General features: G+C 71.6%; 21 protein-coding genes and 1 riboswitch. Of the genes, 8 read left to right on the top strand and 13 right to left on the bottom strand.

All coding sequences use genetic code 11. The annotated features are described in order from the left end of the window. Positions 1-104 precede the first annotated feature (104 nt). A complete protein-coding gene (locus tag ACZ3I4_RS22325; protein WP_465383911.1) occupies positions 105-1,418 on the top strand; it encodes a serine hydrolase domain-containing protein in 1,314 nt (437 codons plus the stop codon). Here the strand turns inward: ACZ3I4_RS22325 and ACZ3I4_RS22320 are convergent. Then, positions 1,408-2,145, bottom strand: a complete 738-nt coding sequence (locus tag ACZ3I4_RS22320) for a methyltransferase domain-containing protein (protein WP_465383910.1) — start codon at positions 2,143-2,145, stop codon at positions 1,408-1,410. The two genes, ACZ3I4_RS22325 and ACZ3I4_RS22320, sit on opposite strands and share 11 nt — an antisense overlap. Positions 2,146-2,192: 47 nt before the next feature. Between ACZ3I4_RS22320 and ACZ3I4_RS22315 the strand changes: the two genes are divergently transcribed. From ACZ3I4_RS22315 to ACZ3I4_RS22305, 3 genes are all read left to right on the top strand, one after another. Continuing rightward, positions 2,193-2,609, top strand: coding sequence for a MerR family transcriptional regulator (locus ACZ3I4_RS22315; RefSeq protein ID WP_465383909.1), 417 nt, complete (start codon positions 2,193-2,195; stop codon positions 2,607-2,609). A gap of 275 nt (positions 2,610-2,884) precedes the next feature. Continuing rightward, on the top strand, positions 2,885-4,348 hold the full coding sequence (locus tag ACZ3I4_RS22310; protein ID WP_465383908.1) for an NF041680 family putative transposase: 1,464 nt from the start codon (positions 2,885-2,887) through the stop codon (positions 4,346-4,348). 21 nt (positions 4,349-4,369) lie between these two features. After that, on the top strand, positions 4,370-5,674 hold the full coding sequence (locus ACZ3I4_RS22305; protein WP_465383907.1) for a GH1 family beta-glucosidase: 1,305 nt from the start codon (positions 4,370-4,372) through the stop codon (positions 5,672-5,674). Here the strand turns inward: ACZ3I4_RS22305 and ACZ3I4_RS22300 are convergent. Together ACZ3I4_RS22300 and ACZ3I4_RS22295 are read right to left on the bottom strand one after the other, a co-directional pair. Beyond that, positions 5,653-6,666, bottom strand: coding sequence for a 1-aminocyclopropane-1-carboxylate deaminase (locus ACZ3I4_RS22300; protein WP_465383906.1), 1,014 nt, complete (start codon positions 6,664-6,666; stop codon positions 5,653-5,655). The two genes, ACZ3I4_RS22305 and ACZ3I4_RS22300, sit on opposite strands and share 22 nt — an antisense overlap. Further along, on the bottom strand, positions 6,663-7,286 hold the full coding sequence (locus tag ACZ3I4_RS22295; protein WP_465383905.1) for a GntR family transcriptional regulator: 624 nt from the start codon (positions 7,284-7,286) through the stop codon (positions 6,663-6,665). The genes ACZ3I4_RS22300 and ACZ3I4_RS22295 overlap by 4 nt, the downstream gene beginning before the upstream one ends. Positions 7,287-7,329: 43 nt before the next feature. Between ACZ3I4_RS22295 and ACZ3I4_RS22290 the strand changes: the two genes are divergently transcribed. Both ACZ3I4_RS22290 and ACZ3I4_RS22285 read left to right on the top strand, forming a co-directional pair. After that, on the top strand, positions 7,330-8,256 hold the full coding sequence (locus tag ACZ3I4_RS22290) for an aminoglycoside phosphotransferase family protein (RefSeq protein ID WP_465383904.1): 927 nt from the start codon (positions 7,330-7,332) through the stop codon (positions 8,254-8,256). 201 nt (positions 8,257-8,457) lie between these two features. After that, positions 8,458-9,414 (top strand): LysR family transcriptional regulator, encoded by a 957-nt coding sequence (locus ACZ3I4_RS22285; protein ID WP_465384113.1) that lies wholly within the window; start codon positions 8,458-8,460, stop codon positions 9,412-9,414. A gap of 108 nt (positions 9,415-9,522) precedes the next feature. On the opposite strand, the gene ACZ3I4_RS22280 is transcribed toward ACZ3I4_RS22285, so the two are convergent. Genes ACZ3I4_RS22280 through ACZ3I4_RS22250 form a run of 7 tightly spaced genes read right to left on the bottom strand, consistent with a single transcriptional unit; the run spans position 9,523 to position 17,543 of the window. Beyond that, positions 9,523-10,782, bottom strand: coding sequence for a vWA domain-containing protein (locus tag ACZ3I4_RS22280; RefSeq protein ID WP_465383903.1), 1,260 nt, complete (start codon positions 10,780-10,782; stop codon positions 9,523-9,525). Next, entirely contained in the window at positions 10,769-12,043 is a 1,275-nt protein-coding gene (locus ACZ3I4_RS22275; RefSeq protein WP_465383902.1) for an SRPBCC family protein, read from the bottom strand. The genes ACZ3I4_RS22280 and ACZ3I4_RS22275 overlap by 14 nt, the downstream gene beginning before the upstream one ends. Then, the gene (locus ACZ3I4_RS22270) at positions 12,040-12,900 is read right to left on the bottom strand and encodes an AAA family ATPase (protein ID WP_465383901.1); all 861 of its coding nucleotides are present in this window, start codon (positions 12,898-12,900) and stop codon (positions 12,040-12,042) included. Before ACZ3I4_RS22270 ends, ACZ3I4_RS22275 begins: the two co-directional genes overlap by 4 nt. Positions 12,901-12,903: 3 nt before the next feature. Next, the gene (locus tag ACZ3I4_RS22265; protein WP_465383900.1) at positions 12,904-13,791 is read right to left on the bottom strand and encodes an XdhC family protein; all 888 of its coding nucleotides are present in this window, start codon (positions 13,789-13,791) and stop codon (positions 12,904-12,906) included. Positions 13,792-13,799: 8 nt separating this feature from the next. Next, positions 13,800-16,193 (bottom strand): aerobic carbon-monoxide dehydrogenase large subunit, encoded by a 2,394-nt coding sequence (locus ACZ3I4_RS22260; RefSeq protein WP_465383899.1) that lies wholly within the window; start codon positions 16,191-16,193, stop codon positions 13,800-13,802. Continuing rightward, positions 16,190-16,663 (bottom strand): (2Fe-2S)-binding protein, encoded by a 474-nt coding sequence (locus ACZ3I4_RS22255; RefSeq protein WP_465383898.1) that lies wholly within the window; start codon positions 16,661-16,663, stop codon positions 16,190-16,192. Before ACZ3I4_RS22255 ends, ACZ3I4_RS22260 begins: the two co-directional genes overlap by 4 nt. Positions 16,664-16,667: 4 nt before the next feature. Beyond that, entirely contained in the window at positions 16,668-17,543 is an 876-nt protein-coding gene (locus ACZ3I4_RS22250) for an FAD binding domain-containing protein (RefSeq protein ID WP_465383897.1), read from the bottom strand. A gap of 334 nt (positions 17,544-17,877) precedes the next feature. Further along, positions 17,878-18,026: riboswitch (cyclic di-AMP (ydaO/yuaA leader) on the top strand. Positions 18,027-18,031: 5 nt separating this feature from the next. Between ACZ3I4_RS22250 and ACZ3I4_RS22245 the strand changes: the two genes are divergently transcribed. Both ACZ3I4_RS22245 and ACZ3I4_RS22240 read left to right on the top strand, forming a co-directional pair. Beyond that, positions 18,032-18,526, top strand: coding sequence for a C40 family peptidase (locus tag ACZ3I4_RS22245; protein WP_465383896.1), 495 nt, complete (start codon positions 18,032-18,034; stop codon positions 18,524-18,526). Between the two features lie 73 nt (positions 18,527-18,599). Beyond that, positions 18,600-19,445, top strand: a complete 846-nt coding sequence (locus ACZ3I4_RS22240) for a class I SAM-dependent methyltransferase (RefSeq protein WP_465383895.1) — start codon at positions 18,600-18,602, stop codon at positions 19,443-19,445. Here ACZ3I4_RS22240 and ACZ3I4_RS22235 read toward each other — a convergent pair. From ACZ3I4_RS22235 to ACZ3I4_RS22225, 3 genes are read right to left on the bottom strand one after another with little or no spacing between them, the layout of a single operon-like run. Next, positions 19,427-20,131 carry a Pr6Pr family membrane protein gene (locus tag ACZ3I4_RS22235; protein WP_465383894.1) on the bottom strand — a complete coding sequence of 235 codons (705 nt, stop codon included), beginning with the start codon at positions 20,129-20,131 and terminating at the stop codon, positions 19,427-19,429. The genes ACZ3I4_RS22240 and ACZ3I4_RS22235 overlap by 19 nt on opposite strands. Beyond that, positions 20,128-21,468 (bottom strand): AMP-binding protein, encoded by a 1,341-nt coding sequence (locus tag ACZ3I4_RS22230; protein WP_465383893.1) that lies wholly within the window; start codon positions 21,466-21,468, stop codon positions 20,128-20,130. Before ACZ3I4_RS22230 ends, ACZ3I4_RS22235 begins: the two co-directional genes overlap by 4 nt. Further along, the gene (locus tag ACZ3I4_RS22225) at positions 21,465-22,043 is read right to left on the bottom strand and encodes a hypothetical protein (RefSeq protein WP_465383892.1); all 579 of its coding nucleotides are present in this window, start codon (positions 22,041-22,043) and stop codon (positions 21,465-21,467) included. The genes ACZ3I4_RS22230 and ACZ3I4_RS22225 overlap by 4 nt, the downstream gene beginning before the upstream one ends. Positions 22,044-22,057: the final 14 nt, after the last annotated feature.

Below are 22,057 nucleotides of genomic sequence, written 5' to 3'. Positions count from 1 at the left end.
AGCGGCGGAGGCACGATGGGCGGCATGGACAGAGCAAAGGTCATCTACACCGCCGTTCCGGGTTGGCCGTCCGCGATCGGCCCGCAGCGTATGGTCGCAGGCTCATGAGCTTTGTGGACGAACTTCTCGAAGAAGCGGCGGCCCGGCACCACGTTCCCGGCGCGGCGGTCGCGGTCGGTCACGGCGACCAGCTGCTCGAGGCCGCGACCGGGGTGGTCAACCGCGACACCGGTGTCGAGGCCACCCCCGACAGCGTCTTCCAGATCGGCTCGGTCACCAAGGTATGGACGACCGCGCTGGTCATGCAACTGGTTGACGACGGCCTGGTCGACCTGGACGAGCCGGTCCGGCGCTATCTTCCCGGCTTCGCCGTCGCCGACCCGGCGGTCTCCGAGCGGGTGACGGTCCGCCAACTGCTGCTGCACACGGGAGGCTTCGACGGCGACCTGTTCGAGGACACCGGCCGCGGTGACGACGCCCTCGACCGCTACCTGCACTATCTGGGCGGTCACGCAGAACAGATCGCGCCGCCCGGCCGCTACTTCTCGTACTGCAACGCGGGCTTCGCCGTGCTCGGCGCGATGGTGGCCCGGCTGCGCGGCGGCACATGGGAGTCGGTGCTGCGCGAACGGCTGATCGACCCCCTGGGCGCCCGGCACATGGCGCTGCTGCCGGAGGAGGCGGTGCTGTTCCGGGCCTCGGCCGGGCATCTGCGGTCGGGCGAAGTGGTGCGGCCGTGGGTGATGACGCGGGCGATGGGGCCGGCCGGGTCGACACCGTGCGCCGCGCCGCGTGACCTGGTCCGGTTCGGCCGGATGTTCCTCCACGGCGAGCTGCTTTCGAAGAAGTCGATCGAGGCCATGACGACGCCGTGCCTCACGCTGCCGGGCGTCTCCGAGCGCGGCGACGGGCGGCGTGCGCTGGGCACCGAGATCTTCGACTGGGCGGGCACGGCGGCGTTCGGCCACGACGGCGGCACGGTCGGCCAGTCGACGCTGTGGCGGGTCGTGCCGTCACATTCGCTGGTGATCGCGATCAACGCCAACGGCGGCAACGCCCCGGGGCTGATCGACGACGTGCTCGACGGGGTGGTGCGCGAGCTGATCGGCGTCACTGTCCCGGGCCGTCCGGTGCCGCCGCCGGCGATCGTCCGAGGCGCCCCGGTCGAGGGCCGCTTCGAATATCCGCTGGGCCGGTACGACGTGCGGCCCCACCCGGCGGGCGGCCTCGAGATCACGGCCACGCCGCTGGGTGTGGTGGCCGAGATGGAGGAACCGTCGACCCGGCGGTACGTGCCGCTGACCGGGGACACCTGGATCACGACCGAGCCCGACGACGGCTTCCATTCCACGCTCACGTTCCTCGAGGACGGCCGGTTCCTGTACGGCGGGCGGATCGCGCGGCGGGTCAATGAGTAGCGCAGGCCAGGAACATCGGCATGGCGATCAGCAGGCGGCCGGTTGCGGCGCGGTGGTCCTGATCGGCCAGCCAGGCGTCGGCCTCGGCCACGGTGATGGCGCCGGCCTCGCGCGCGGCTTCAGCGTGCCCGACGAGCAACTGCCGCGCGCCGGGGTCGGTGAAGACGGCCGTGTGAACGGTGAGCTCGACGTCGCGGAAGCCGTGGTCGAGCAGCAGATTGCGGTATGCGCGGGCGATCCGGGGGTGCTCGATCGTGTCGGCCCGGGCGTGGACGATCCGGCGGGTCACGTCAGGGAGGCCGGAGTCGATGGCGATGGTGTCCCAGTCCTGCCCGACCAGCACGATCCGGCCACCGGGAGCGAGCACGCGGCGGGCCTCGGCCAGCGCCGCCACCGGGTCGGGCAGCACGTGATACACCTTGTCGGCGCGATAGCCCCGTACGGAGGCATCGTCGAGTGGCAGGGCGGTCGCATCGGCTTCCCGGACGTCGATGCCGGGGAAGCGGGCGCGGGCGGCGTCCAGCATCGCCGGGTTGGAGTCCACGCCGACGGCGTTGCCGCCGAGCTCGGACACGGCCCGGCCGGTGCCGCAGCCGACGTCCACGACGGCTTGGCCGGGCGAGTGCCGCAGGGCCGCGTACGTGTGCTGTCGCAGACTGACGGCGTCGGGAGTCAGCTCGGCGGTGTCGAGTGCCTTGATCAGGGTTTCGGAATCCAGGTAGCCCATGCCGGCGAGTCTGCGACTTAAGGTCGACCTGAAGTCAAGGAGGACCGATGGAGTACACGATCGGCGAACTGGCGGAGCGCTTCGGCCTGGCCACGCACGTGTTGCGCCACTGGGAGGACGAGGGCCTGCTGTCGCCCGTGCGCACGGGCAACGGCCGCCGCGTGTATTCGGCCGCCGACGAGATCCGGGTGGCCGAGATCCTGCTCGGCAAGGAAGCCGGCTTCGGCCTGCCGGATCTGCGCGAGCTGGTGGCCGCGCCCGACCGCGAACACCGCCATGCTGTGCTGCGCGGCCAGCTCGCCGAGGTCGAGAAACGCATCGCGCGCCTCACGTTGTCGCGCACGTTGCTGGAACACGGGTTGCGCTGCCGGCACGAGAATTACCAGGAGTGCCCGCGTTTCCGCGAGATGGTGCTGTCCCGGCTCGACGGCGCCGACCTGGCCGCGGCGCTCGATCATCACTAAGGCGTGTTCCATTACTGGGGTAGGCCTGCGGCGAGGTCCAGATTTCGTCTGCGTGTGGCCCGCGGAAGGCAGGCTACCGGTGTTGTAACCGGCCTTTCGCGGGCCGCGCGCAGACGAAATCTGGGCCCCGGCGCAGGCCTGGTCCAGTTATGAAACACGCCTTAGCTTGAGTTTTAACGTGCGGCTGGGTGGTATCGACCCTGGCTGATCACGGGGACAGCCCTTGATCGATGATCTTCTTGTCTAGGGAAGAGAACCGAATCAAGGGCTGTCTGATGATCAGTGTGCCTGACGTAGACCAAGCTGGTGCTCTCGGGCGTCTGGCCGGGTTCCGGGCTGAGTTCCATCGCTGTCTAACCGCTCGCGCGGACGCGTTGTTCGAGCTGGTGGACGCCGTGTTGTGCGCAGACACGGCGGTGCGTTCGCTGGCGGAACTGTCGCTGGCCGGCCAGCATCGCCGGGGTCACGGCGCGCTGTATGCCGGGCTGAACCGCGGCCGCATCGACGTCGACCGGTTGCGGACCGCCCTGGCTGCGGTGCCGGTGCCACGGGCCGCGGACGGCAGGATCGTGCTCGCGGTGGACGTGACGTGCTGGCTGCGCCCGGAAGCACACACCAGCCCGCAGCGGGTGCTGTGTCACACCTACGGCCGGACCAAGGACACCCATATCGGGGTCCCGGGCTGGCCCTACTCAGTCGTGGTCGCGCTGGAATCGGGACGCCATTCGTGGACCGCACCTCTGGACGCCCGCCGGCTGCAGCCCGGTGACGACGCCGCCACGGTCACCGCCGACCAGTTACGCGATGTCGTGCAACGCCTGATCACCGCCGGGCAGTGGCAGCCCAGCGACCCGGACATGTGGATCGTCGCCGACGCCGGCTACGACGGTCCCCGGCTGGCTCTGCTACTCGCCGACCTACCGGTGAAAGTCCTGGTCCGGATGCGTTCGGACCGGGTCTTGCGCCGCCCGGCACCGCCGCGTGAGCCCGGCACGAAGGGCCGCACGAAACGCCACGGCGGGGAGTTCATCTTCGGTGACCCCACCAGCTGGGGCACCCCGGACACCAGCATCACCACCGTGACCCGGCTCTACGGCACCGCGACAGTACTGGCCTGGCAACGCCTGCACCCGAGACTGACCCATCGCACCGCCTGGATCGGCCACGCCGGTGTCCTACCGGTCATCGAGGGCACCGTCATCCTGCTGCGCGTGGACCGGCTGCCGTCGGGCGCCGCCGCGAAACCGGTCTGGCTGTGGTCCTCGATCCCGGACGCCGACGCCACCACCGTCGACCTGCTCTGGCAAAGCTTCCTGCGCCGTTTCGACATCGAGCACACCTTCCGCATGCTCAAGCAAACGTTGGGCTGGACCAGCCCGAAACTCCGCGACCCGGCCGCCGCCGACCGATGGACCATGCTGCTGCTGGCGGCCTACACCCAGCTCAGACTCGCTCGAACGCTGGTCGCGGACCTGCGGCGGCCCTGGGAACGCCCCGCGCAGCCGCAACGGCTCACCCCGGCCCGCGTCCGGCGAGCATTTCGGCACCTGCACGCTCAGACCGGCACTCCTGCCAGTGCACCGAAACCCTCCCGACCAGGACCCGGCCGACCACCCGGACGCCGCAACAGCCGACCAGCCACCCGCCACGACGTCCACATCGCCACCAGGACAAACCAACCGCACAGCGCAACGAAAAAGAAGACCTCAACCACGCCGCGGCCCCGCCGCACCGGTTAAAACTCAAGTTAGGGTCGGGTCATGGTGCCGCGCTTTCCTGACGGGTTCTTGTTCGGCTGCTCCACGGCGTCCTACCAGATCGAGGGGGCCGTGCGCGAGGACGGGCGCGGTCCGTCCATCTGGGACACGTTCGCGCACACGCCGGGCCGGACGCTCGGCGGGGACACCGGGGATGTCGCGTGCGACCACTATCACCGCTTCGCCGCCGACGTGGAACTGCTGAGCGATCTCGGCGTGGGGGCGTACCGGTTCTCGATCGCCTGGCCCCGGGTGCAGCCGACCGGGGCGGGCGAACCGAACCGGGCCGGCCTCGACTTCTACGACCGGCTCGTCGACGCGTTGCTCGAGAAGGGCATCGTGCCGCTGCCCACGCTGTTCCACTGGGACCTGCCGCAGGCGCTGGAGGATCAGGGTGGCTGGCTGTCGCGGGACACGTCGTCGCGGCTGGCCGACTACGCCGGGCACGTGGCGGCCCGTCTGGGCGATCGCGTACGCCGGTGGATCACGCTGAATGAGCCGGTCGTGCACATGGCGCAGGGTTACGCGTACGGGACCCACGCCCCTGGGCGCACGTTGATGCTCGAAGCCCTCCCGGTCGCGCATCACCAGCTGCTCGGTCATGGCCTCGCCGTGCAGGCGTTGCGGGCCGCGGGCGCGACCGAAATCATGCTGACCAACAACTGCACGCCCGTCCGCGCGGCCGACGACTCCCCCGCCGCCGCCGTGTACGACGCCTTCCACAACCGGCTCTTCAACGACCCCGTACTGCTGGGCTCGTATCCCGATTTTCTCGGCGCCGCGCTCGGCGACGTCGTGCACGATGGCGATCTTGACGTCATCCGGACGCCGATCGACGCGCTGGGCATCAACTACTACAACCCGACGCTGGCCGGCGCGCCCACCGGCGAGTCGCCGCTGCCGTTCGAGCTGCGGCCGATCGAGGGTGTGCCGACGACGGCGTTCGGCTGGCCCGTGGTGCCGTCCGGGCTGACCGAGCTGCTGACCGGGCTGCGCGACACGTACGGCGACGCGCTGCCCCCGATCTACATCACCGAAAACGGCTGCTCCACGACCGAGGGCACCGCCGACCAGTTCCGCATCGATTACCTCGGCGCCCACCTGCAGGCCCTGCACGACGCGATCACCGCCGGGGTCGACGTGCGCGGCTACTTCGTCTGGTCCCTGCTCGACAACTTCGAGTGGGCCGAGGGCTATTCACAACGGTTCGGGCTGGTCCACGTCGATTTCGAGACCCTTTCCCGTACGCCGAGAGACTCGTACCGCTGGCTCCAAGAGGTTCTGCGTCAGGAGAACAGCGCGCTGTAGCCGTTCAGGGCGGGCTGGCCGCCGAGGTGGGCGTACAGGACCGTGGCCTCGGCGGGGATCTCCTTGCGCGTGACCAGGTCGATCAGCGCGGCCATCGACTTGCCCTCGTAGACCGGGTCGGTGACCATTCCCTCCGTACGGGCGGCGACCCGCATCGCCTCGAGCGTGGTCTCGTCGGGGATGCCGTAGACGCCGGCGTGGTAGCGCTCGTCGAGCAGGATCTCGTCCTCGGTCAGGTCGCGCCCGAGCCCGATCAGCGACGCCGTGTTGCGGGCGATCCGGGCCACCTGCTCGCGGGTCTCGGCCGGTTTGGCCGACGCGTCGATGCCGAGCACCCGACGGGGGCGGCCGCCCGCGTCCTGGATGGCGGCGAACCCGGCGATCATGCCGGCCTGGGTGCTGCCGGTGACCGAGCAGACGATGACAGTGTCGAAGAAGACGCCGAGCTGCTCCTCCTGCGCCTGCACCTCGTACGCCCAATTGGCGAAGCCGAGACCGCCGAGCTTGTGATCGGAGGCGCCGGCCGGGATCGCGTACGGCTTGCCGCCGGAAGCCTCGATGTCGCGCAGCGCCTGCTCCCAGCTCTCCTTGAAGCCGATGCCGAACTCGGAGCGCACCAGCCGCACCTCGGCCCCGGCCAGCCGGCTGATCAGGATGTTGCCGACCTTGTCGTAGACCGGGTCGGGCCAGTCGACCCAGCTCTCCTGCACGAGCACGCACTTGAGCCCGGCCCGCGCGGCGACGGCGGCGACCTGCCGGGTGTGGTTGGACTGCACGCCGCCGATCGAGACGAGCGTGTCGCAGCCCTGGGCGATCGCGTCGGCGACAAGATATTCGAGCTTGCGCGTCTTGTTTCCCCCGTACGCGATGCCGCTGTTGCAGTCCTCCCGCTTGGCCCAGACGGCGGCGCCGCCCAGGTGGGCCGTGAGCCGGTCGAGCCGGTGCACCGGGGAGGGTCCGAACAGCAGCGGGTAACGGTCGAACTCGATCATGCGGATCTCTCTTCCAACGAGCGCCAGATCAGCGACGTGAGGCGGGTGGCTTCCAGGACATCGCCGGCGGCGCAGGCGGCGATCAGGTCGTCGTGCCGCTCGACCGAACGGCGGGCCTGGCTCCGCGCGAACTGCAGGCGCTCGAGCCGGCGGATCAGCGGGGTGTAGCGCTCGATCGTGGCCGCGAGCGCGCGGTTGCCACTGGCCCGCACGAGCACCCCGTGCAGCTCGTCGTCGGCGGCCATGGCGGCGTCGATGTCACCGGCCCGACCGGCTTTTTCGAAGCGATGGTTGGCGGCGCGCATCGCGGTCAGGTCCTCGGCGGTCAGCTCGGCCACGGTGAGGCCGGCGGCCAGCTCGTGCATGGCCCGGACGACCGCGGCGGCGTCACGGACCTCGCGCGGCAGCACCTCGGTGACCCGGGTGTAGCTCTGCGGCTTGGTCTCGACCAGTCCCTCGTTGGCCAGGCGGGCCAGGGCGTCGCGGACCGGGGCGCGGGAGAGCCCGAGCCGGTCGGCCAGTTCGGCGCTGTTCACCACGGCCCCGGGCGCGAGGTCGCCGCGCACGACGGCGTCACGGATCGACTCGTACGCCGTCTCGCGCAGCAGCCTGCGTTCCACCCGTTCCACGTCTGCGGCCCCTCCCGGCTCTCCTTGAACTGAAATGTTAGATGTCAGCCCTCTCTGGCGCCAGGGTTCTAGGGTTGATCACATCGACATCACCGCCGAGCTGGTCCGCGATCTCGTACGCGACCAGCACCCCGACCTCGCCGACCACCCGGTGAAGCTGGGCGCGCGCGGCTGGGACAACCAGCTGTGGCGGCTCGGCGACGACCTGGCCGTGCGGATCGCCTGGCACACCGACCCGGCCGACGAGCTGCTGCGCAACGAATACACGTGGGTGCCCGAACTGGCCCCGCGCCTGCCGCTGCCGATCCCCGTGCCGCAACGGTTCGGGGAACCCTCCGCGCGGTTCCCGCGGCCGTGGATCATCACTACCTGGGTTCCGGGCACCCCAGCCGACCAGGCTCCCATCGCGCGTGGAGCCGGCTTGCTGGCCGACTTCCTGACGGCTCTGCACCAGCCCGCTGCGGCCGGCGCGCCCCCGGGCCGGGATCGCGGCGGTCCGCTGGCCGAGCGGGCGGAATCCTTCGACCGGGGAGTGGACTCCGCGGCCTCGCTCGGCCTGATCGACGATCCGGACGCCGTCCGCGCCGTCTGGCACGACGCGGTCACCGCACCCCCGTGGACCGGCCCGCCGCTCTGGCTGCACGCCGACCTGCACCCGGCCAACGTCCTCACCACCGGCGGCGTCCTGAGCGGAGTGATCGACTTCGGTGACCTCTGCGCGGGCGACCCGGCCTACGACCTGTCCGCCGCGTGGCTGCTGCTGCCGGACGCCGAGCCCTTCCTCGCCGCCTACCGCCCGGCCGTCGACGCCGCCACCGTACGGCGGGCCCGCGGCTGGGCGATGGCCCGCGTGCTGAGCGGCCTGCTGATAGGCAACGCGGGCGTCCGCGGCCTGCCGGGCGGCAAGCCGAGCTGGGCCCCACCCGCCCGCGCCGCCCTGCACCGCCTGCTCGGGCACTGAGACAGCCGTCCGGACGGGCAAGTACGACATTGCGCTGTTTGTCGACGCGGCTCGGATTCGGCGACTGCTGCGGCGGCTCGCCACCGGTCGATCATCGGCTGCGCGGGGCCGCTCAGGGCCGGGCCGGCGCGATAGATTGCGAGAACAACTCGGAATCGGCTTGGAGGCGCGGTCTATGGCTCGGGTCGGTGAGCGCCGGTGATGACGCCGACACAGTTGCGCGCCTACTCGGCCGTCGTCCGGCTGGGGTCGGTCAAGCTGGCCGCCGCGCACCTGTCGGTCTCCGAGTCGGCGGTGTCGCTCCACATCGGGCAGTTGCGCCGTGAGCTGGGCGATCAGCTGTTCTCCCGGACGGCGGCGGGGCTGGCCTTCACCCCCGGCGGTCTGCGGCTGGCCAGCCGGGCCACCGAACTGCTCGGCCTGCAGGACATCACGGTTCTCGAGGTGAGCGCGGCCGGTCGCGGGCGCCGCCTGCTGCGGGTGGGCGCGTCCAGCCTGTTCGCCGAGCATGCCGCGCCCGGCCTGATCGAACTGTTCGCCGGCCGCGCCGACGATCTCGACCTGGAACTGAGCGTCCGCGATCCCCGCTCGTTCGAGACTCTGCTGCAGACCCGCACAATCGACATCGCCATCGGCCCGCATCCCGCCGTGCTCGAGCCGGCGTTCGCGTCGCGGCCCGTCATGAACTACCGCATCGTGGTGGTGGCCGGCCCCGAGCACCCGATCGTCCACCTGCGCCCGTCGGCCGCCCAGTTGCGCGACCAGAAGTGGCTGCTCGGACCGTCCGCCGCGGCGCAGGTGGGCGCGGTCCCCGAACTGATGCGCCGCCTGGGTGTGCCCGAGGGCAACCAGCAGATCTACCAGAGCAACGCCGCCGCCCTCGAAGAGGCGAAACGCGGCCACGGCGTGACCCCGGCGCTGTCGTTCGCCGTCGCGCCCGACGTCCGCAACGGCCTGCTGGTGCAGCTGCCCGGCCCGCACGCCCAGCTCGAAGCCAGCTGGCATGCGCTCACCCTGACCGACCAGGGCGGCCCGTCGGCGGCTGCTGAGCTGTCCCGCTTCGCCTCCAGCCCGCGGGCGATCCAGGCCATGATGCGCGGCACCGGCGCCAAGGTCGGCCACTTCCGCCCGTCGGTGCACGTCACGCTCTGGAGCTGAGATTCTGCAGTACGCCGGCCGCATCCATCACGCCCGGGAGCTGGGCGGCGCTGATGGGCGGCGAAACCGAGCGGCCAGGCTGGGATTCTGCCAGGTCGGCCACATCGATCAGGCCCGGGAACTGAGGCTCTGCAACAGATGGGTCGCGTTCATCAGGTCGTGGAAGGTGGCGGCGGGGAGCAGGCGGTCGCAGTATGGGAGGGCAGCGGCCATGCCGGCCACCCGGGGGGCGAAGCCGGGGGCGCTCGCCCGCGGGTTGAGCCAGAGGACTCGGTGGGCCCGGCGGCTCAGGCGGGCCATGGCGGTGGTCATTGCCTCGGGCGGGTCGCTGTCCCAGCCGTCGGAGGCGACGATCACCAGGGCGCCGCGCAAGCTGTTGCCGTGGTGCGAAGCGAGCAGGGCGGCGATGCTGGTGGCGATCTTCGTGCCGCCGAAGCGGTCGGTCACCAGGGCGCCCGCGCGGGTCAGGGCCTCGGCCGCGTCGGTGTGGCGCAGGGCCGGGGTCAGGCGGGTCAGCGTGGTGGCGAACGCGAAGACCTCGGCCTCGGCGACCAGCGTGAACGCGCGCATCAGGTGCAGGTAGGCGACGGCCTGGGCGCGCATCGACTCGCTGACGTCGCAGAGCAGCACGACCCTGCGGGGGCGGCGCACAGGCTTTTCCCGTACGAGGTGGGCCGGCTCCCAAGCAGTGCGGCGCGCGCGGGTGATGGTGGCGCGTAAGGCGATGCGGCGGCCGGACGGGTCGGGTTTGTGGCGCCGGGTGCGGCGGGTGGGCCAGCGGGTGAGGGTGGCCCGCAGTGCCTCGCCGAGCAACGCGGTCTGGGCCGGGTCGAGGTCGGCGAAGGGGAGCTCGGCCAGGGCGGCCAGGGCGCTGGGGCGGCGGTCGGGAACGCTCAGGCCGGCGTCGGCGGGGTCGGCCGCGGCCACGATTGGGGGCAGCGTCGCCCAGGGGAGGCCGCCACCGTCGGTGGTGTCGTCGGAGCCGGTGGGCACGGGCACCTGCACGTCGTCGTCGCGGCGGGCGGCCGGGGTGACGGCCTGGCGGAGCAATGGCAGCGGCGGGGCGTCGGCGAACACGGCCGCGAACACCTCGTCGAAGGCGGCGAGGTCGGTGCGGCGGCGGACCAGGGACGTGCGGGCCGTCCAATAGAGCGTGCCGAGGGTCAGGGGCGGGCACACCTCGAGTGCGTGGACGAAGTCGCCGGTCTCGGTCAGGCCGGTGGGCACGCCCGCGCGGCGCAGGCGGTCGGTCAGGGCGACGGCCAGCCCGGCCCGGTCGGTGCCCCGCAGCAGCACCGGCCGGGTGGACGGCGGGCGGCCCGGGCCAGGGCCGCGCGCCGCGCCGGCGGGAAGGTCAGCCCCGGGCAACGAACCACACGATGAGGCCGACGACCACGGCTACGCCGACGGCGGCCGGGATGGCCCGCTTGTAGACGGAGCTGCCGGCGATGGCGAGCAGGTCGAGCGGCTCGGGTTCGGCGGCGGGGGCCGCGGCGGACGGGGCCGGGTGGGAAACGGACCCGAACGGGGTCGGGCGAGAGACGGCCGCGGACGGTCCCGAGCCGGTGGTCGCGGCGGGAGCCGGTTTGGTGGGCGCGGTTTTGGATGGCGACGGGGCGGCCGAGCCGTTGACCGGGAAGGCCGGAGAGGGCGAGCTGTCGACGGCCGCGGCGAATGAGGTGGAGGCGCCGTTGGTGGCGGCGGAGGAGGCGGGGGCGCCGTTGGCGGCGGAGGCGGGGGCGCCGTTGGCGGCGGAGGCGGCGGCCTCGGGAGTGGTGGTCGGCGCGGGAGGGGTGCTGGTCGCGGGCGGGGCCACGACGGCGTCGGCCGTGTTGTCGGTGACCGAGGCCGCGAGGGGCTCGCTTCCGGCGACGGCGGGGGTGGCGGGCTCGGCCGCGCCGGGCTCGGCCGGGATCAGGTTGGCGGTGAGGTTGGCCGGGCTGGGCGCGTCGGCGCTCGGAGCCGCGGCGGGCACACCGGGCGCGAGCACCGCGGCCGTGTCGGCGGCAGTCTCGGTGGCCGCGGGCGAAGGCACATCGAGTGTCGCGGGCACCGACGAGGCACCGGCCGCTGTCGACGGCGCATCGGAGGCCGCGGGCAACAGCGCAGCACCGGCCGGAGCACCGGCCGCGACGCCAGAGTCGGCCGCGACGCCGGAGCCGGCCGCGGCGACCGGGCCGGTGTTGTCGGCGGCCAGCTTGGCCTCCAGGTTGGCCACGAACTGGGCCAGCAGCTTGTTCGAGATCTCCTTGATCATGCCGCTGCCGAACTGGGCCAGCTTCCCGCTGATCTTCAGGTCGGTGTCGACGCTGACGACCGTGCTCTCCCCGGCCGGGCGCAGCGAGGCGGTCACCACCGCCGAGGCGTTGCCTCCGGCCCGGGCGTCGCGGCCCTTGGCGTCGATCACCGCCCGGTAGGCGGTGTCGTCCTTGGCGGTGAACTGGGCGGTGCCGGCGAAGTCGGAGATGACCGGGCCGACCTTGACCTTCACCTTGCCCCGGTAGACGTCGCCGTCCACACCGGTCAGCTGGGCGCCGGGCAGGCAGGGGGCGACGCCCTCGAGGTCGGTCAGCACATGCCAGGCGCGGTCGATCGGGGTGTGCACCGTGAACTCGTTGGTGATCTTCATGAGGCCTCCTCGGGGACGACGAGGGCCACGGCGGTCCGGTCGTCGGGGGTTTTCGCGATCGCGCCGAGCGTGCTGACGACGGCGGCGTCGGTGAGGTCGGCGACGCCCAGGGCGGACAGGGCCGACACCCAGTCGATGGTCTCGGCCAGGCCTGGGGCCTTGTCGAGTTCGAGCCCGCGGACCCGGCCGATGAACTCGGTGGCGCTGCGGATCAGCGGTTCGGCCGCGCCCGGCACGGCCCGGCGGACGATCTCGGCGGCGCGGGCCGGGGCCGGGAACTCGATCCAGTGGTAGAGGCAGCGGCGGCGCAGGGCGTCGTGCAGGTCGCGGCTGCGGTTCGAGGTGAGGACCACGACGGGCGGTCGCAGGGCGGTGAACGTGCCCAACTCCGGGACGGTGATCGCGGCCTCGCCGAGGAATTCGAACAGCAGGGCCTCGAACTCGTCGTCGGCGCGGTCGATCTCGTCGATCAGCAGCACGGGCGGGACGGGGCCCTGGTGGCGTACGGCGCGAAGAATGGGACGCTCCTGCAGGAACTCGGCCGTGAACAGGTCGGCGTCGGTGAGCTTCTCGTGCCGGGTTTCGGCCAGCCGGATCGCGAGCAGTTGCCGCTGGTAGTTCCACTCGTAGAGCGCCTCGCCCGCGGTCAGCCCCTCGTAGCACTGCAGCCGGATCAGCGGGGTGCCGAGCGCGAGCGACAGGGCCTTGGCCGCCGCGGTCTTGCCGACGCCGGGTTCGCCCTCGAGCAGCAGCGGCTTGCCGAGCCGGATGGCCAGGAACATCGCCATCGCCAGGCCGTCGTCCACGAGGTAGTCCACGGCGTCCAGGCGACTGCTGACCTCGTGCGGGTCGTTCATCGGCTAGGCCGCCGCCGCCACGAACGTGTCGCGGCACCCGGCCCGGCAGAACCAGTGGTCCTGCCCGTCCACGACGGCGTGCGCGGTGTCGTCGCCGATGAACACGGTCATGCCGCAGACCGGATCGACGGCCTGCCGCGGCGGGGCGGCCGCGATGGTGACGACCACCGGTCCGGGGGCGGCCGGGGTGAGCCGGCCGGCCCGGATCTCGCGCACGATCTCACCCAGGATGGCCAGGGCGATCTCCTTGGGCGTACGGGCGCCGATGTCGAGACCCGCGTGATTGCGCACCCGGGACCGTTCGGCGCCGGTCAGACCCATGCCGTCGAGCACCACTTTGCCGCGCGTGTGGCTGGCGACCAGGGCGATGTACGGCACCCCGGCGTCCAGCGCGGCCCGGATGGCCCTTTCCTCGTCGCGGCCGAGCCCGGCCACGACGACCGCGGCTGCCCCCGCGTACGAGGGAAGGGTTGTCAGCTCGAAATCGAGGAACGAGGCCAGCTCGCCGACGGCCCGGCCGATGGGGGTGCCGCCGACGACGCCGAGCAGGGGCCGGGGCAGCACCGGGCGCAGGAAGATCTCGATCGCCCCGCCGGAGTGGCACGGGTTGACCACGACCAGCGCCCCCGGCGTCTCGGGGAACTCGGGGGCGTTGTCCGGCAGCACCCGCAGCAGCAGCGTCTGACCGGACGAGAGCGTGTCCAGAGCGGCTGCCCGTACGGAACCCTCGGCGCACACGCCACCCACGAAGCCCTCGATCGACCCGTCGTCGAGGATCACCGCGTCGTCGCCGGCGCGCGCCGAGGTCGGTTCCTGGGCGCGCACCACCGTGGCATGCACGAACGGCCGCCTGGAGACGGTCAGCTCGCGGGCCCTGTCCGTGATCGTCATGGCTGTCCCTAGATCGGCGGGGTCGCGCGGCCGCGCATGGCGTCCCACACCCGCGACGGTGTGAGCGGCATGTCGGCGTGCCGCACCCCGAACGGTTTGAGCGCGTCGACCACGGCGTTGACGATGGCCGGGGGCGACCCCACGGTGGCCGACTCCCCCACTCCCTTGGCCCCGATCGGGTGGTGCGGCGACGGCGTGACCGTGTAGCCGGTCTCCCAGTCGGGCACCTCCAGCGAGGTCGGGATCAGATAGTCCATCAGGGACGCGCCGAGGCAGTTGCCGTCCTCGTCGAAGGCGATCATCTCCATCAGCGCCATGCCGACGCCGTCGGTCAGCCCGCCGTGCACCTGCCCCTCGATGATCATCGGGTTGATCCGGGTGCCGCAGTCGTCGACCGCGATGAACCGCCGCACCTTGACCTGCGCGGTTCCCGGATCAACGTCGACCACGCAGATGTACGCCCCATGCGGGTAGGTCAGGTTCGACGGGTTGTAGCAGATCTGCGCCTCGAGCCCGCCCTCCATGCCGTCCGGCAGGTCGCCGGCGCCGTGCGCGCGCATCGCGATCTGCTGGATGGTGACCGCCTTGCCGGGGTCGCCCTTGACCTGGAACGAGCCCTTGACCCAGTCCAGGTCGGCCACGGTCACCTCGAGCATGGCCGACGCGATCAGCTGCGCCTTGTCGCGCACCTTGCGAGCGACCAGGGCGGCCGCGGCGCCCGAGACCGGGGTCGAGCGGCTCCCGTACGTTCCCAGCCCGAACGGCGTCTGGTCGGTGTCGCCGTGCACGACCTCGATGTCGGCCGGCGGGATGCCGATCTCCTCGGCCACGATCTGCGCGAAGGTCGTCTCGTGACCCTGACCCTGGGTCTTGACCGACAACCGGACGACGGCCTTGCCGGTGGGGTGCACCCGCAGCTCGCAGCCGTCGGCCATGCCCAGGCCGAGGATGTCCATGTCCTTGCGCGGGCCGGCCCCGACCGCCTCGGTGAAGAACGAGATGCCGATGCCCATCAGCTCGCCGCGGGCCCGCTTCTCGGCCTGCTCCTGGCGCAGTTCGGCATACCCGGCGATGTCCATGGCCTGGCGCATCGTGGGCTCGTAGTTGCCGGAGTCGTACACCCAGCCGGTCTTGGTCTCGTACGGGAACTGGTCGGGCTGGATGAAGTTCTTCAGGCGCAGCTCGGCCGGGTCCATGTCGAGCTCGGCGGCCAGGCAGTCGACGATCCGCTCGACCAGGTACACCGCCTCGGTGATGCGGAAGCTGCACGCGTACGCGACCCCGCCCGGAGCCTTGTTGGTATAGACGGCGGTCATGTTGCAGTACGCCGCTTCGATGTCGTAGCTGCCGGTGAAGACGCCGAAGAAGCCGGCCGGATATTTCACCGGGGCGGCCGTGCCGTTGAACGCGCCGTGGTCGGCCAGCACGTTGGTCCGGATGGCCAGGATGCGGCCGTCGCGGGTGGCCGCGATCTCGCCGCGCATGATGTAGTCGCGCGCGAACCCGGTGCTGATCAGGTTTTCCGACCGGTCCTCCATCCACTTCACCGGTTTGCCGGTGACGATGGAACCGACGATCGCGCACACGTAACCGGGGTAGATCGGCACCTTGTTGCCGAACCCGCCGCCGATGTCCGGCGCGATCACCTGGATCTTGTGTTCAGGCAGCCCGGCCACGATCGCGTAGAGGGTGCGGTGGGCGTGCGGGGCCTGGGTGGTCGACCACAGGCGCAGCCGGCCCTCGACCGAGTCGAAGTCGGCGACCGCGCCGCACGTCTCCATCGGCGCCGGATGTACGCGCGGATAGACGATGTCTTCCTTGACGACCACGTCGGCCCGGGCGAAGACGGCCTCGGTGGCGTCGGCGTCGCCGGTCTCCCAGTCGAAGCAGTGGTTGTCGGTCTTGCCCTCGAGGTCGTCGCGGATCAGCGGCGCGTCCGGCGCGAGGGCCTGCCGCGCGTCGATGACCGGGTCGAGGACGTCGTACTCCACGTCGATCAGTTCGAGCGCGTCGCGGGCGGCGTACCGGTCGTCGGCGACGACGAAGGCGACCTCCTGGCCCTGGAAGCGCACCTTGTCGGTGGCCAGCACGGCCTGCACGTCGTTGGAGAGCGTGGGCATCCAGGCCAGGCCCAGCCCCTTGAGAGTCTCGCCGGTGACCACGGCCTTGACGCCCGGCGCGGCCTCGGCGGCGCTGGTGTCGACGTTGACGATCCGGGCGTGCGCGAACGGCGAGCGCAGGATGGCCAGATGCAGCATGCCGGGCAGTTGCACGTCGTCGGTGAACCGGCCCCGGCCGCGGACCAGGCGCGGGTCCTCCTTGCGCAGCATCCGCCCGTACCCGACGGGCTTCTGGTCGTTGTCGTCGAACGTGGTCGTTCTGGGCTCTTCCACTGTCGTCATTTGTTCGCCGCCGCTTCGTGGACCGACGCCCAGCGCACCGAGCGGACGATCGTGGAGTAGCCCGTGCACCGGCAGATCTGACCGGAGATGGCCTCACGGATCTCGGCGTCGGTGGGGTCGGGATTCTTGTCGAGCAGCGCCCGGCAGGTCATCATCATGCCCGGCGTGCAGAACCCGCACTGCAGCCCGTGACACTGCATGAAGCCCTCTTGGATCGGGTCGAGCTCGGCCCCCTTCGCCAGGCCTTCCACCGTACGGACCTCGTGCCCGCCGGCCATCGCGGCCAGCACGGTGCACGACTTGACGGGCTCGCCGTCCAGCCACACCACGCAGGTGCCGCAGTTGCTGGTGTCGCAGCCCCAGTGCGTGCCGGTCAGGCTCAGCGTGTCGCGCAGGAAGTGCACGAGCAGCAGCCGGCCCTCGATCTCCCGGGTGACCTCGACGTCGTTGACGGTCATCGTGACCTGCATGGACTCAGCTCCTCGCCCGTTCGACAGCCTTGCGCAGCGTGCGGCGGGTGAGCTCGTCGGCGAGGTGGCGCTTGTAGTCCTCGCTGCCCCGCTGGTCGGTGGCCGGGTCGCAGCTGCCCGCGGCGATCGCACCGGCCCGCTCGTACATCTCCTCGTCCGGCGTGTTGCCCCGCAGCGCCCGCGAGATCTCCGGGATGCCGGTCGTGTTGGGCCCGACCGCGGCCAGACCCACCCGCGCGTCGGCGATCGTGCCGTCCGGGGCCAGCCACACCGCGGCGCCGGCCGACACCACGGCCCAGTCCCCGGCCCGGCGCTCGACCTTCTCGTACGCGCTGCCGCCACCCGTACGCACCGGGAAGCGCACCTCGACCAGCATCTCGTCGTCGCCGACGGCGGTCTCGTACGGCCCGAAGTGGAACTCCTCCATCGACACGACCCGCTCGGCGCCGCCCGGCCCGCGGATCACACAGCTGGCGTCGAGGGTCGTGCACACCGCGGACAGGTCCTCGGACGGATCGGCCTGGCACAGCGAGCCGCCGAGCGTGCCCCGGTTGCGCACCACGGGATCGGCGATCACGCGCTCGGCGTCCCGGAAGATCGGGAACGCGGCGGCCAGCTCGTCGGACTCGAGCAGCTCCCGATGCCGGGTCATGGCCCCGATGCGAACCTCACCGGCCTGCACCCGGATGTATCCCAGTTCGGCGTGCAGCGGGTTGATGTCGATCAGATATTCGAAGTTCGCCAGCCGCAGCTTCATCATCGGCAGCAGGCTGTGCCCGCCCGCCACCAGCCGTGCTGAGCTGCCCAGACGTTCCAGCAGTCCGATCGCCTGGTCCACACTGGTGGCACGCTCGTATTCGAACGGAGCCGGAACCTGCACGCCGCACCTCCCTCGATTGCCGAGCATCTTTCCTGAGCGGCGTCCAATGTCAACAGCTACCTAAGCGATGCCTTAGGTTGCTGCGCTCCGGGTTATTTGGTGAGGAGCCTCACCGGCCCGCGCGCCCGATATCGCGGTCATTCCGGGCTCTTCGTCCCCGATGTCCGGAGCGATTTGCGGTCTTTTGTTCGATTGGGGACGCACGAGGTTTCTGGGACGGCTGCGAAAGGGTGGCGGATCGCGGCAACCGGCCGATCGTCCTTCCGTGCGCCCCACATCGGGACACGCACCAGGCCGCCCCGGAACGCCGAGTCCCGCCCACCGGGGGTGGCCCGACCTGACATCGACGGAACTTCAGTGGGCGGGAGCGGGGGAACCAGAACGCCGGCCATCGCGCCGGCTCGGGGTGAAGTCGCGTACGCGGCGGGCCGCCTTCAGGCCTAATCCGACAGCTAACCTCGCAGGCGGTTGAAGGACCGAGGATCGTCTTGTTCCACCTCACGACGCCGCGCCGCCTGCTGCTCATGTTCGCGGCCGCGGTCATCGCCGCCACCCTGCTCGTCGCTCCCGCACCGGCCTCGGCGGCCCCGGTTGCCGCGGCCCCGGCCGCTGCGGCCGCCCTTCTTGCTCGCGGCCAGAAGATCGTCGCGGCGGCCCGGGCCCAACGGGGCAAGCCCTACCGGTACGGCTCCCGCGGGCCCGCCGCGTTCGACTGCTCCGGCCTGACCGGTTTCGCGTACGCGAAGGCCGACGTCAACCTGCCGCGCTCCGCCCAGGCGCAGTACAGCGCCGCCCGGAAGATCACCGGGGCCGCGACCCGCCCCGGCGACCTGGTCTTCTGGGTCTCGGGCGGCCGGGCCTACCACGTGGCCGTCTACGCGGGCGCCGGCCAGGTGTGGCACGCCCCCAAGCCGGGCGACCGGGTGAAGCTGGCCCGGATCTGGAACTGGAAGCAGGTGAGATTCGGCCGGATCGGGGGCTGAAATCGGGGTCCGGCCCCGCGGCCCTTCGAAAGTCCGTTGCGCGCTCGCGGGGCCGCTCCTAGCGTGCGCGGCTATGACCAGCCTTCCCGCCCCGCGGGCCATGCGCAGCATCGACGACGTCTACGGTGACGCGTTCGACGACCAGGAGATCGATGCGGCCCTGGACGAGAGCCTGTCGCCGCGGGGCCTGAACGAGCTGTTGTTCGACCTGGTCGCCGAGACCGGCCTCCCGCCGGGTTCGGCCGTGCTGGATGTCGGCGCCCGGGACGGACGTCACTGCTTCGAGTTGTCGCGTCGCTTCGGGTTCACGGTGCGGGGCGTCGAGCCGGTGCGCCGTCATCTGGACAACGCGGCCCGCGACCTCGCCGCGTTCGCCGTCGAGGAACCCGAAGGCGCCGCCCGGGTCCGCATCGACGAGGGCCGCGCCGAGAAACTGACCGATCCCACCGGCTCGGTCGACCTGATCTGGTGCAAGGACGTCCTCGTTCACGTCGAGGATCTGGAGACGGTGTTCGGCGAGTTCCGGCGGGTGCTCAAACCCGGCGCTCGTGCGGTGATCTTTCAGATGACCGCCACCGACTGGCTGACGCCGGCGGAGGCGGCGTTCCTGTGGCCGCCGGCGGGCATCCACGCCGCAAGCACCGATCCGCAGCGGTTCGAGGCCGCGATCACCGGGGCCGGGCTGAGCATCGTCCAGTGCATCGAGCTGCACGGTGAGACGCGCGAGCGCCTCGAGGAGGATGGCGTTGCCACCAGTTCCAAACAGCTGCTGCGGGTGTCGCGGATGCTGCGCAACCGTGCGGCGTACGAGGAGCGGTTCGGCACCATCGGCTACGAGTTCATGCTCACCGACTGCCTGTGGGGCGTGTACCAGATGATCGGCAAGCTGAACCCCCGGATCTACGTGCTGTCGGCGTGAGCTGAGCCGATCTTGGCGGGGCGGCCTGTGGACAACTCGGGATGGTGGACAGGCTCGGGGCTCATCCGTGCGGCGAGGCGGTCGATGGCCAGCAGCGCCGCACCCAGCACGGCGAAGATCACGCCCAGCTTCACGAACTGGCCGGCCACCCATCCGTACCCGTGCGAAGTGGGGTTGAGGAAGAAGTAGGGGTAGCGGTCGCTGACCGTGGGGAACAGGACCGCGCGGGCCACCGAGGTCGCGCCGTAGCCGAGCGGGAACAGGATCCACAGCGGGAGGTCGCGCCACGGGGAGACCCGGCGCGGGCCGAAGGCGATCCAGTCGGCCAGGACCAGCAGCGGCACGGCGTAGTGCACGAGGAAGAGGGACCAGTTGGTGACCTGCCGGGCGGGGTCGTCGGCGGCCAGGCCGGGCAGCGGGTTCTCGCCGTTCTGCAGCATGAAGTGCGAGATCAGGCCGGTGATGACGATCCACAGGGTGACCGCGCCGCGCAGGCGGGGTGCGGCCGGATCGGTGGTGCGGCGGCGCACCATCCAATAGAGGACCCCGCCGAAATAGCCCAGCGTGATCAGGTTGCTCTGGCACGTGTAGTACGCGATGCGGTGCTCGCCGATGAGCAGGCCGACCAGCCCGGAGACCACGATGAGCACGCGCAGCCAGAACTGCGGAGTAAGCCAGACCCTCATCGGGCCGACCGTAGTGCCGCCTTCTGCACCTTGCCCATCGCGTTGCGGGGAAGGCTGCCGACCAGGTGCACGACGCGGGGCCGCTTGTGCACGGACAGGCCGGTGGCGACGAAATCGATCAGCTCCCGCTCCGTCGTCCCGTCGGCCACCACGTACGCGGTGATCTGCTCGCCGAGATCCGGATGCGGGGTGCCGACGACGGCGGCCTCACGGACCGCGGGATGCATCAGCAACGCGTCCTCGACCTCGCCCGCGCCGACCCGGTAGCCCCCGGTCTTGATCAGGTCGGTCGAGGCCCGTCCGACGATCCGATGCCACCCGTCCTCGCCGATCATGGCCACGTCGCCGGTCTCGAACCAGCCGTCCACCTCCGGACGCCCGTGGTGCAGATAGCCGTCGAACAGCGTGGCCCCGCGAACCTGCAGGTGCCCGATCTCGGCGCCCGGCCGCAGGGGCTCGCCGGCGTCGTCGGTCAGCCGCGTCTCGACTCCGGGAACGGGCAGGCCGACATGCCCCGCGCGGCGCTCACCATCGGCGCGGGCGCTCACCGTGATCAACGTTTCGGTCATGCCGTACCGCTCCACCGGGGCCTGGCCGGTCAGCGCGCGTAGCTCGTCGAACACCGGCACCGGGAGGGGCGCGCTGCCCGACACCAGCAGGCGGGCCCGGGCCAGCGCGCGAGCCTCGGCGGGAGCGGCGCAGACCCGCGACCACACCGTGGGCACGCCGAAATACAAGGTCCCGGGCGCGGCGGCATACGCCTGCGGGGTGGGCCGGCCGGTGTGCACGAGCCGGGAACCGACGCGCAGCGGCCCGAGCACGCCCAGCACCAGACCGTGCACATGAAAGAGCGGCAGCCCGTGTACGAGGGTGTCGGCCGGCGTCCACTGCCAGACCTCGGCCAGCGCGTCGAGGTCGGCCGCCAGCGCCGCCCGGGACAGCACCACGCCCTTGGGCGCCCCGGTCGTGCCGCTGGTGTAAAGGACCAGGGCCGGGCTCGAATCGTCGGGCTCGGCGGGAACGTCGTTGCTCGCGGCCCACGGCCCGGCGTCGATCGGCTCGGCGCCCGAGTCGGCCAGAATGTGCGCCCGCTCCAGCTCCCCGGCGTCGGGCGGGATCGGCACCACCGGCACCCCCGCCAGCAGGGCGCCGGTCACGGCCACCACGGTGTCGAGCGTCGGCGTCGCTTCCACGGCCACCATCCGGCGTCCGGCGATCCGTCGCGCCACCCCCGCCGCCTGCCCGAGCAACTCATGCCGCGACAGGCCACCCCCTTGCGCCCGTACGGCGTCAGTCAGGTCTTCGGCCTCGTGCAGGGCCCCCAGAAGCCGGGTCATCGGGCCGCCTCCAACTGGGTGACCATCGGGGAGAGCAGGTCGTTGAGCTCGCGCACCAGGACCGTGACCGTGCGCTCGGCCAGCTCCGGAAGCTCCGGGCCCGCGCTGTCGGGCATCGCGGGCAGACCGGCGAACGACAGCGGCGCCTCGACGACCAGCATCGAGCGCGCGTGCGGGATGCGGGCCAGTTCCTCTTGCGACGGCGCCAGGAACTGGCCGAACGTCTCGGGCCAGTCACGCCAGCCCCGGTCCTGGGTCCAGCTCTTGGACGCCCCGATCGCCGCGGGCCAGGGCGCGACCAGCTCGACGGCCGCGGTGAGGGAGCCGTCCCAGGTGTTGCGCCGCAGCTCGGCCGTCAGCACACGCCGGTGCAGCCGCACGTATCCCGGATCGAGGTGCGGCGCGGTGGCCAGACGCCAGGCCGCACACGCGAACCCGACGGGCGAGATGTCACCCCAGCAGTCGTCGAACTCCTTGGCATGAACCCAGACGTGCTCGGCGAACCGGCTGCGCCCGAGCCCCGCGTTCTCCCGGTCGTACTGGTCGTCCACCCAGGCAACACTCAGCGCAGCCACCGCACCACCCTAGC

This window comes from Actinoplanes sp. NPDC021490, from assembly GCF_055562135.1.
Note: the sequence above shows the minus strand (reverse complement) of the source record. Positions and strands in the feature narration are given on the sequence as shown.

Coding starts and splice junctions, on each gene's coding strand:
- ACZ3I4_RS22270 (WP_465383901.1), bottom strand. CDS start 12,900: ATGAACGACCCGCACGAGGTCAGCAGTCGCCTGGACGCCGTGGACTAC.
- ACZ3I4_RS22275 (WP_465383902.1), bottom strand. CDS start 12,043: ATGAAGATCACCAACGAGTTCACGGTGCACACCCCGATCGACCGCGCC.
- ACZ3I4_RS22305 (WP_465383907.1), top strand. CDS start 4,370: ATGGTGCCGCGCTTTCCTGACGGGTTCTTGTTCGGCTGCTCCACGGCG.
- ACZ3I4_RS22325 (WP_465383911.1), top strand. CDS start 105: ATGAGCTTTGTGGACGAACTTCTCGAAGAAGCGGCGGCCCGGCACCAC.
- ACZ3I4_RS22255 (WP_465383898.1), bottom strand. CDS start 16,663: ATGCAGGTCACGATGACCGTCAACGACGTCGAGGTCACCCGGGAGATC.
- ACZ3I4_RS22310 (WP_465383908.1), top strand. CDS start 2,885: ATGATCAGTGTGCCTGACGTAGACCAAGCTGGTGCTCTCGGGCGTCTG.
- ACZ3I4_RS22230 (WP_465383893.1), bottom strand. CDS start 21,468: ATGACCCGGCTTCTGGGGGCCCTGCACGAGGCCGAAGACCTGACTGAC.
- ACZ3I4_RS22315 (WP_465383909.1), top strand. CDS start 2,193: ATGGAGTACACGATCGGCGAACTGGCGGAGCGCTTCGGCCTGGCCACG.
- ACZ3I4_RS22235 (WP_465383894.1), bottom strand. CDS start 20,131: ATGAGGGTCTGGCTTACTCCGCAGTTCTGGCTGCGCGTGCTCATCGTG.
- ACZ3I4_RS22320 (WP_465383910.1), bottom strand. CDS start 2,145: ATGGGCTACCTGGATTCCGAAACCCTGATCAAGGCACTCGACACCGCC.
- ACZ3I4_RS22265 (WP_465383900.1), bottom strand. CDS start 13,791: ATGACGATCACGGACAGGGCCCGCGAGCTGACCGTCTCCAGGCGGCCG.
- ACZ3I4_RS22300 (WP_465383906.1), bottom strand. CDS start 6,666: ATGATCGAGTTCGACCGTTACCCGCTGCTGTTCGGACCCTCCCCGGTG.
- ACZ3I4_RS22290 (WP_465383904.1), top strand. CDS start 7,330: ATGTTAGATGTCAGCCCTCTCTGGCGCCAGGGTTCTAGGGTTGATCAC.
- ACZ3I4_RS22260 (WP_465383899.1), bottom strand. CDS start 16,193: ATGACGACAGTGGAAGAGCCCAGAACGACCACGTTCGACGACAACGAC.
- ACZ3I4_RS22285 (WP_465384113.1), top strand. CDS start 8,458: ATGACGCCGACACAGTTGCGCGCCTACTCGGCCGTCGTCCGGCTGGGG.
- ACZ3I4_RS22240 (WP_465383895.1), top strand. CDS start 18,600: ATGACCAGCCTTCCCGCCCCGCGGGCCATGCGCAGCATCGACGACGTC.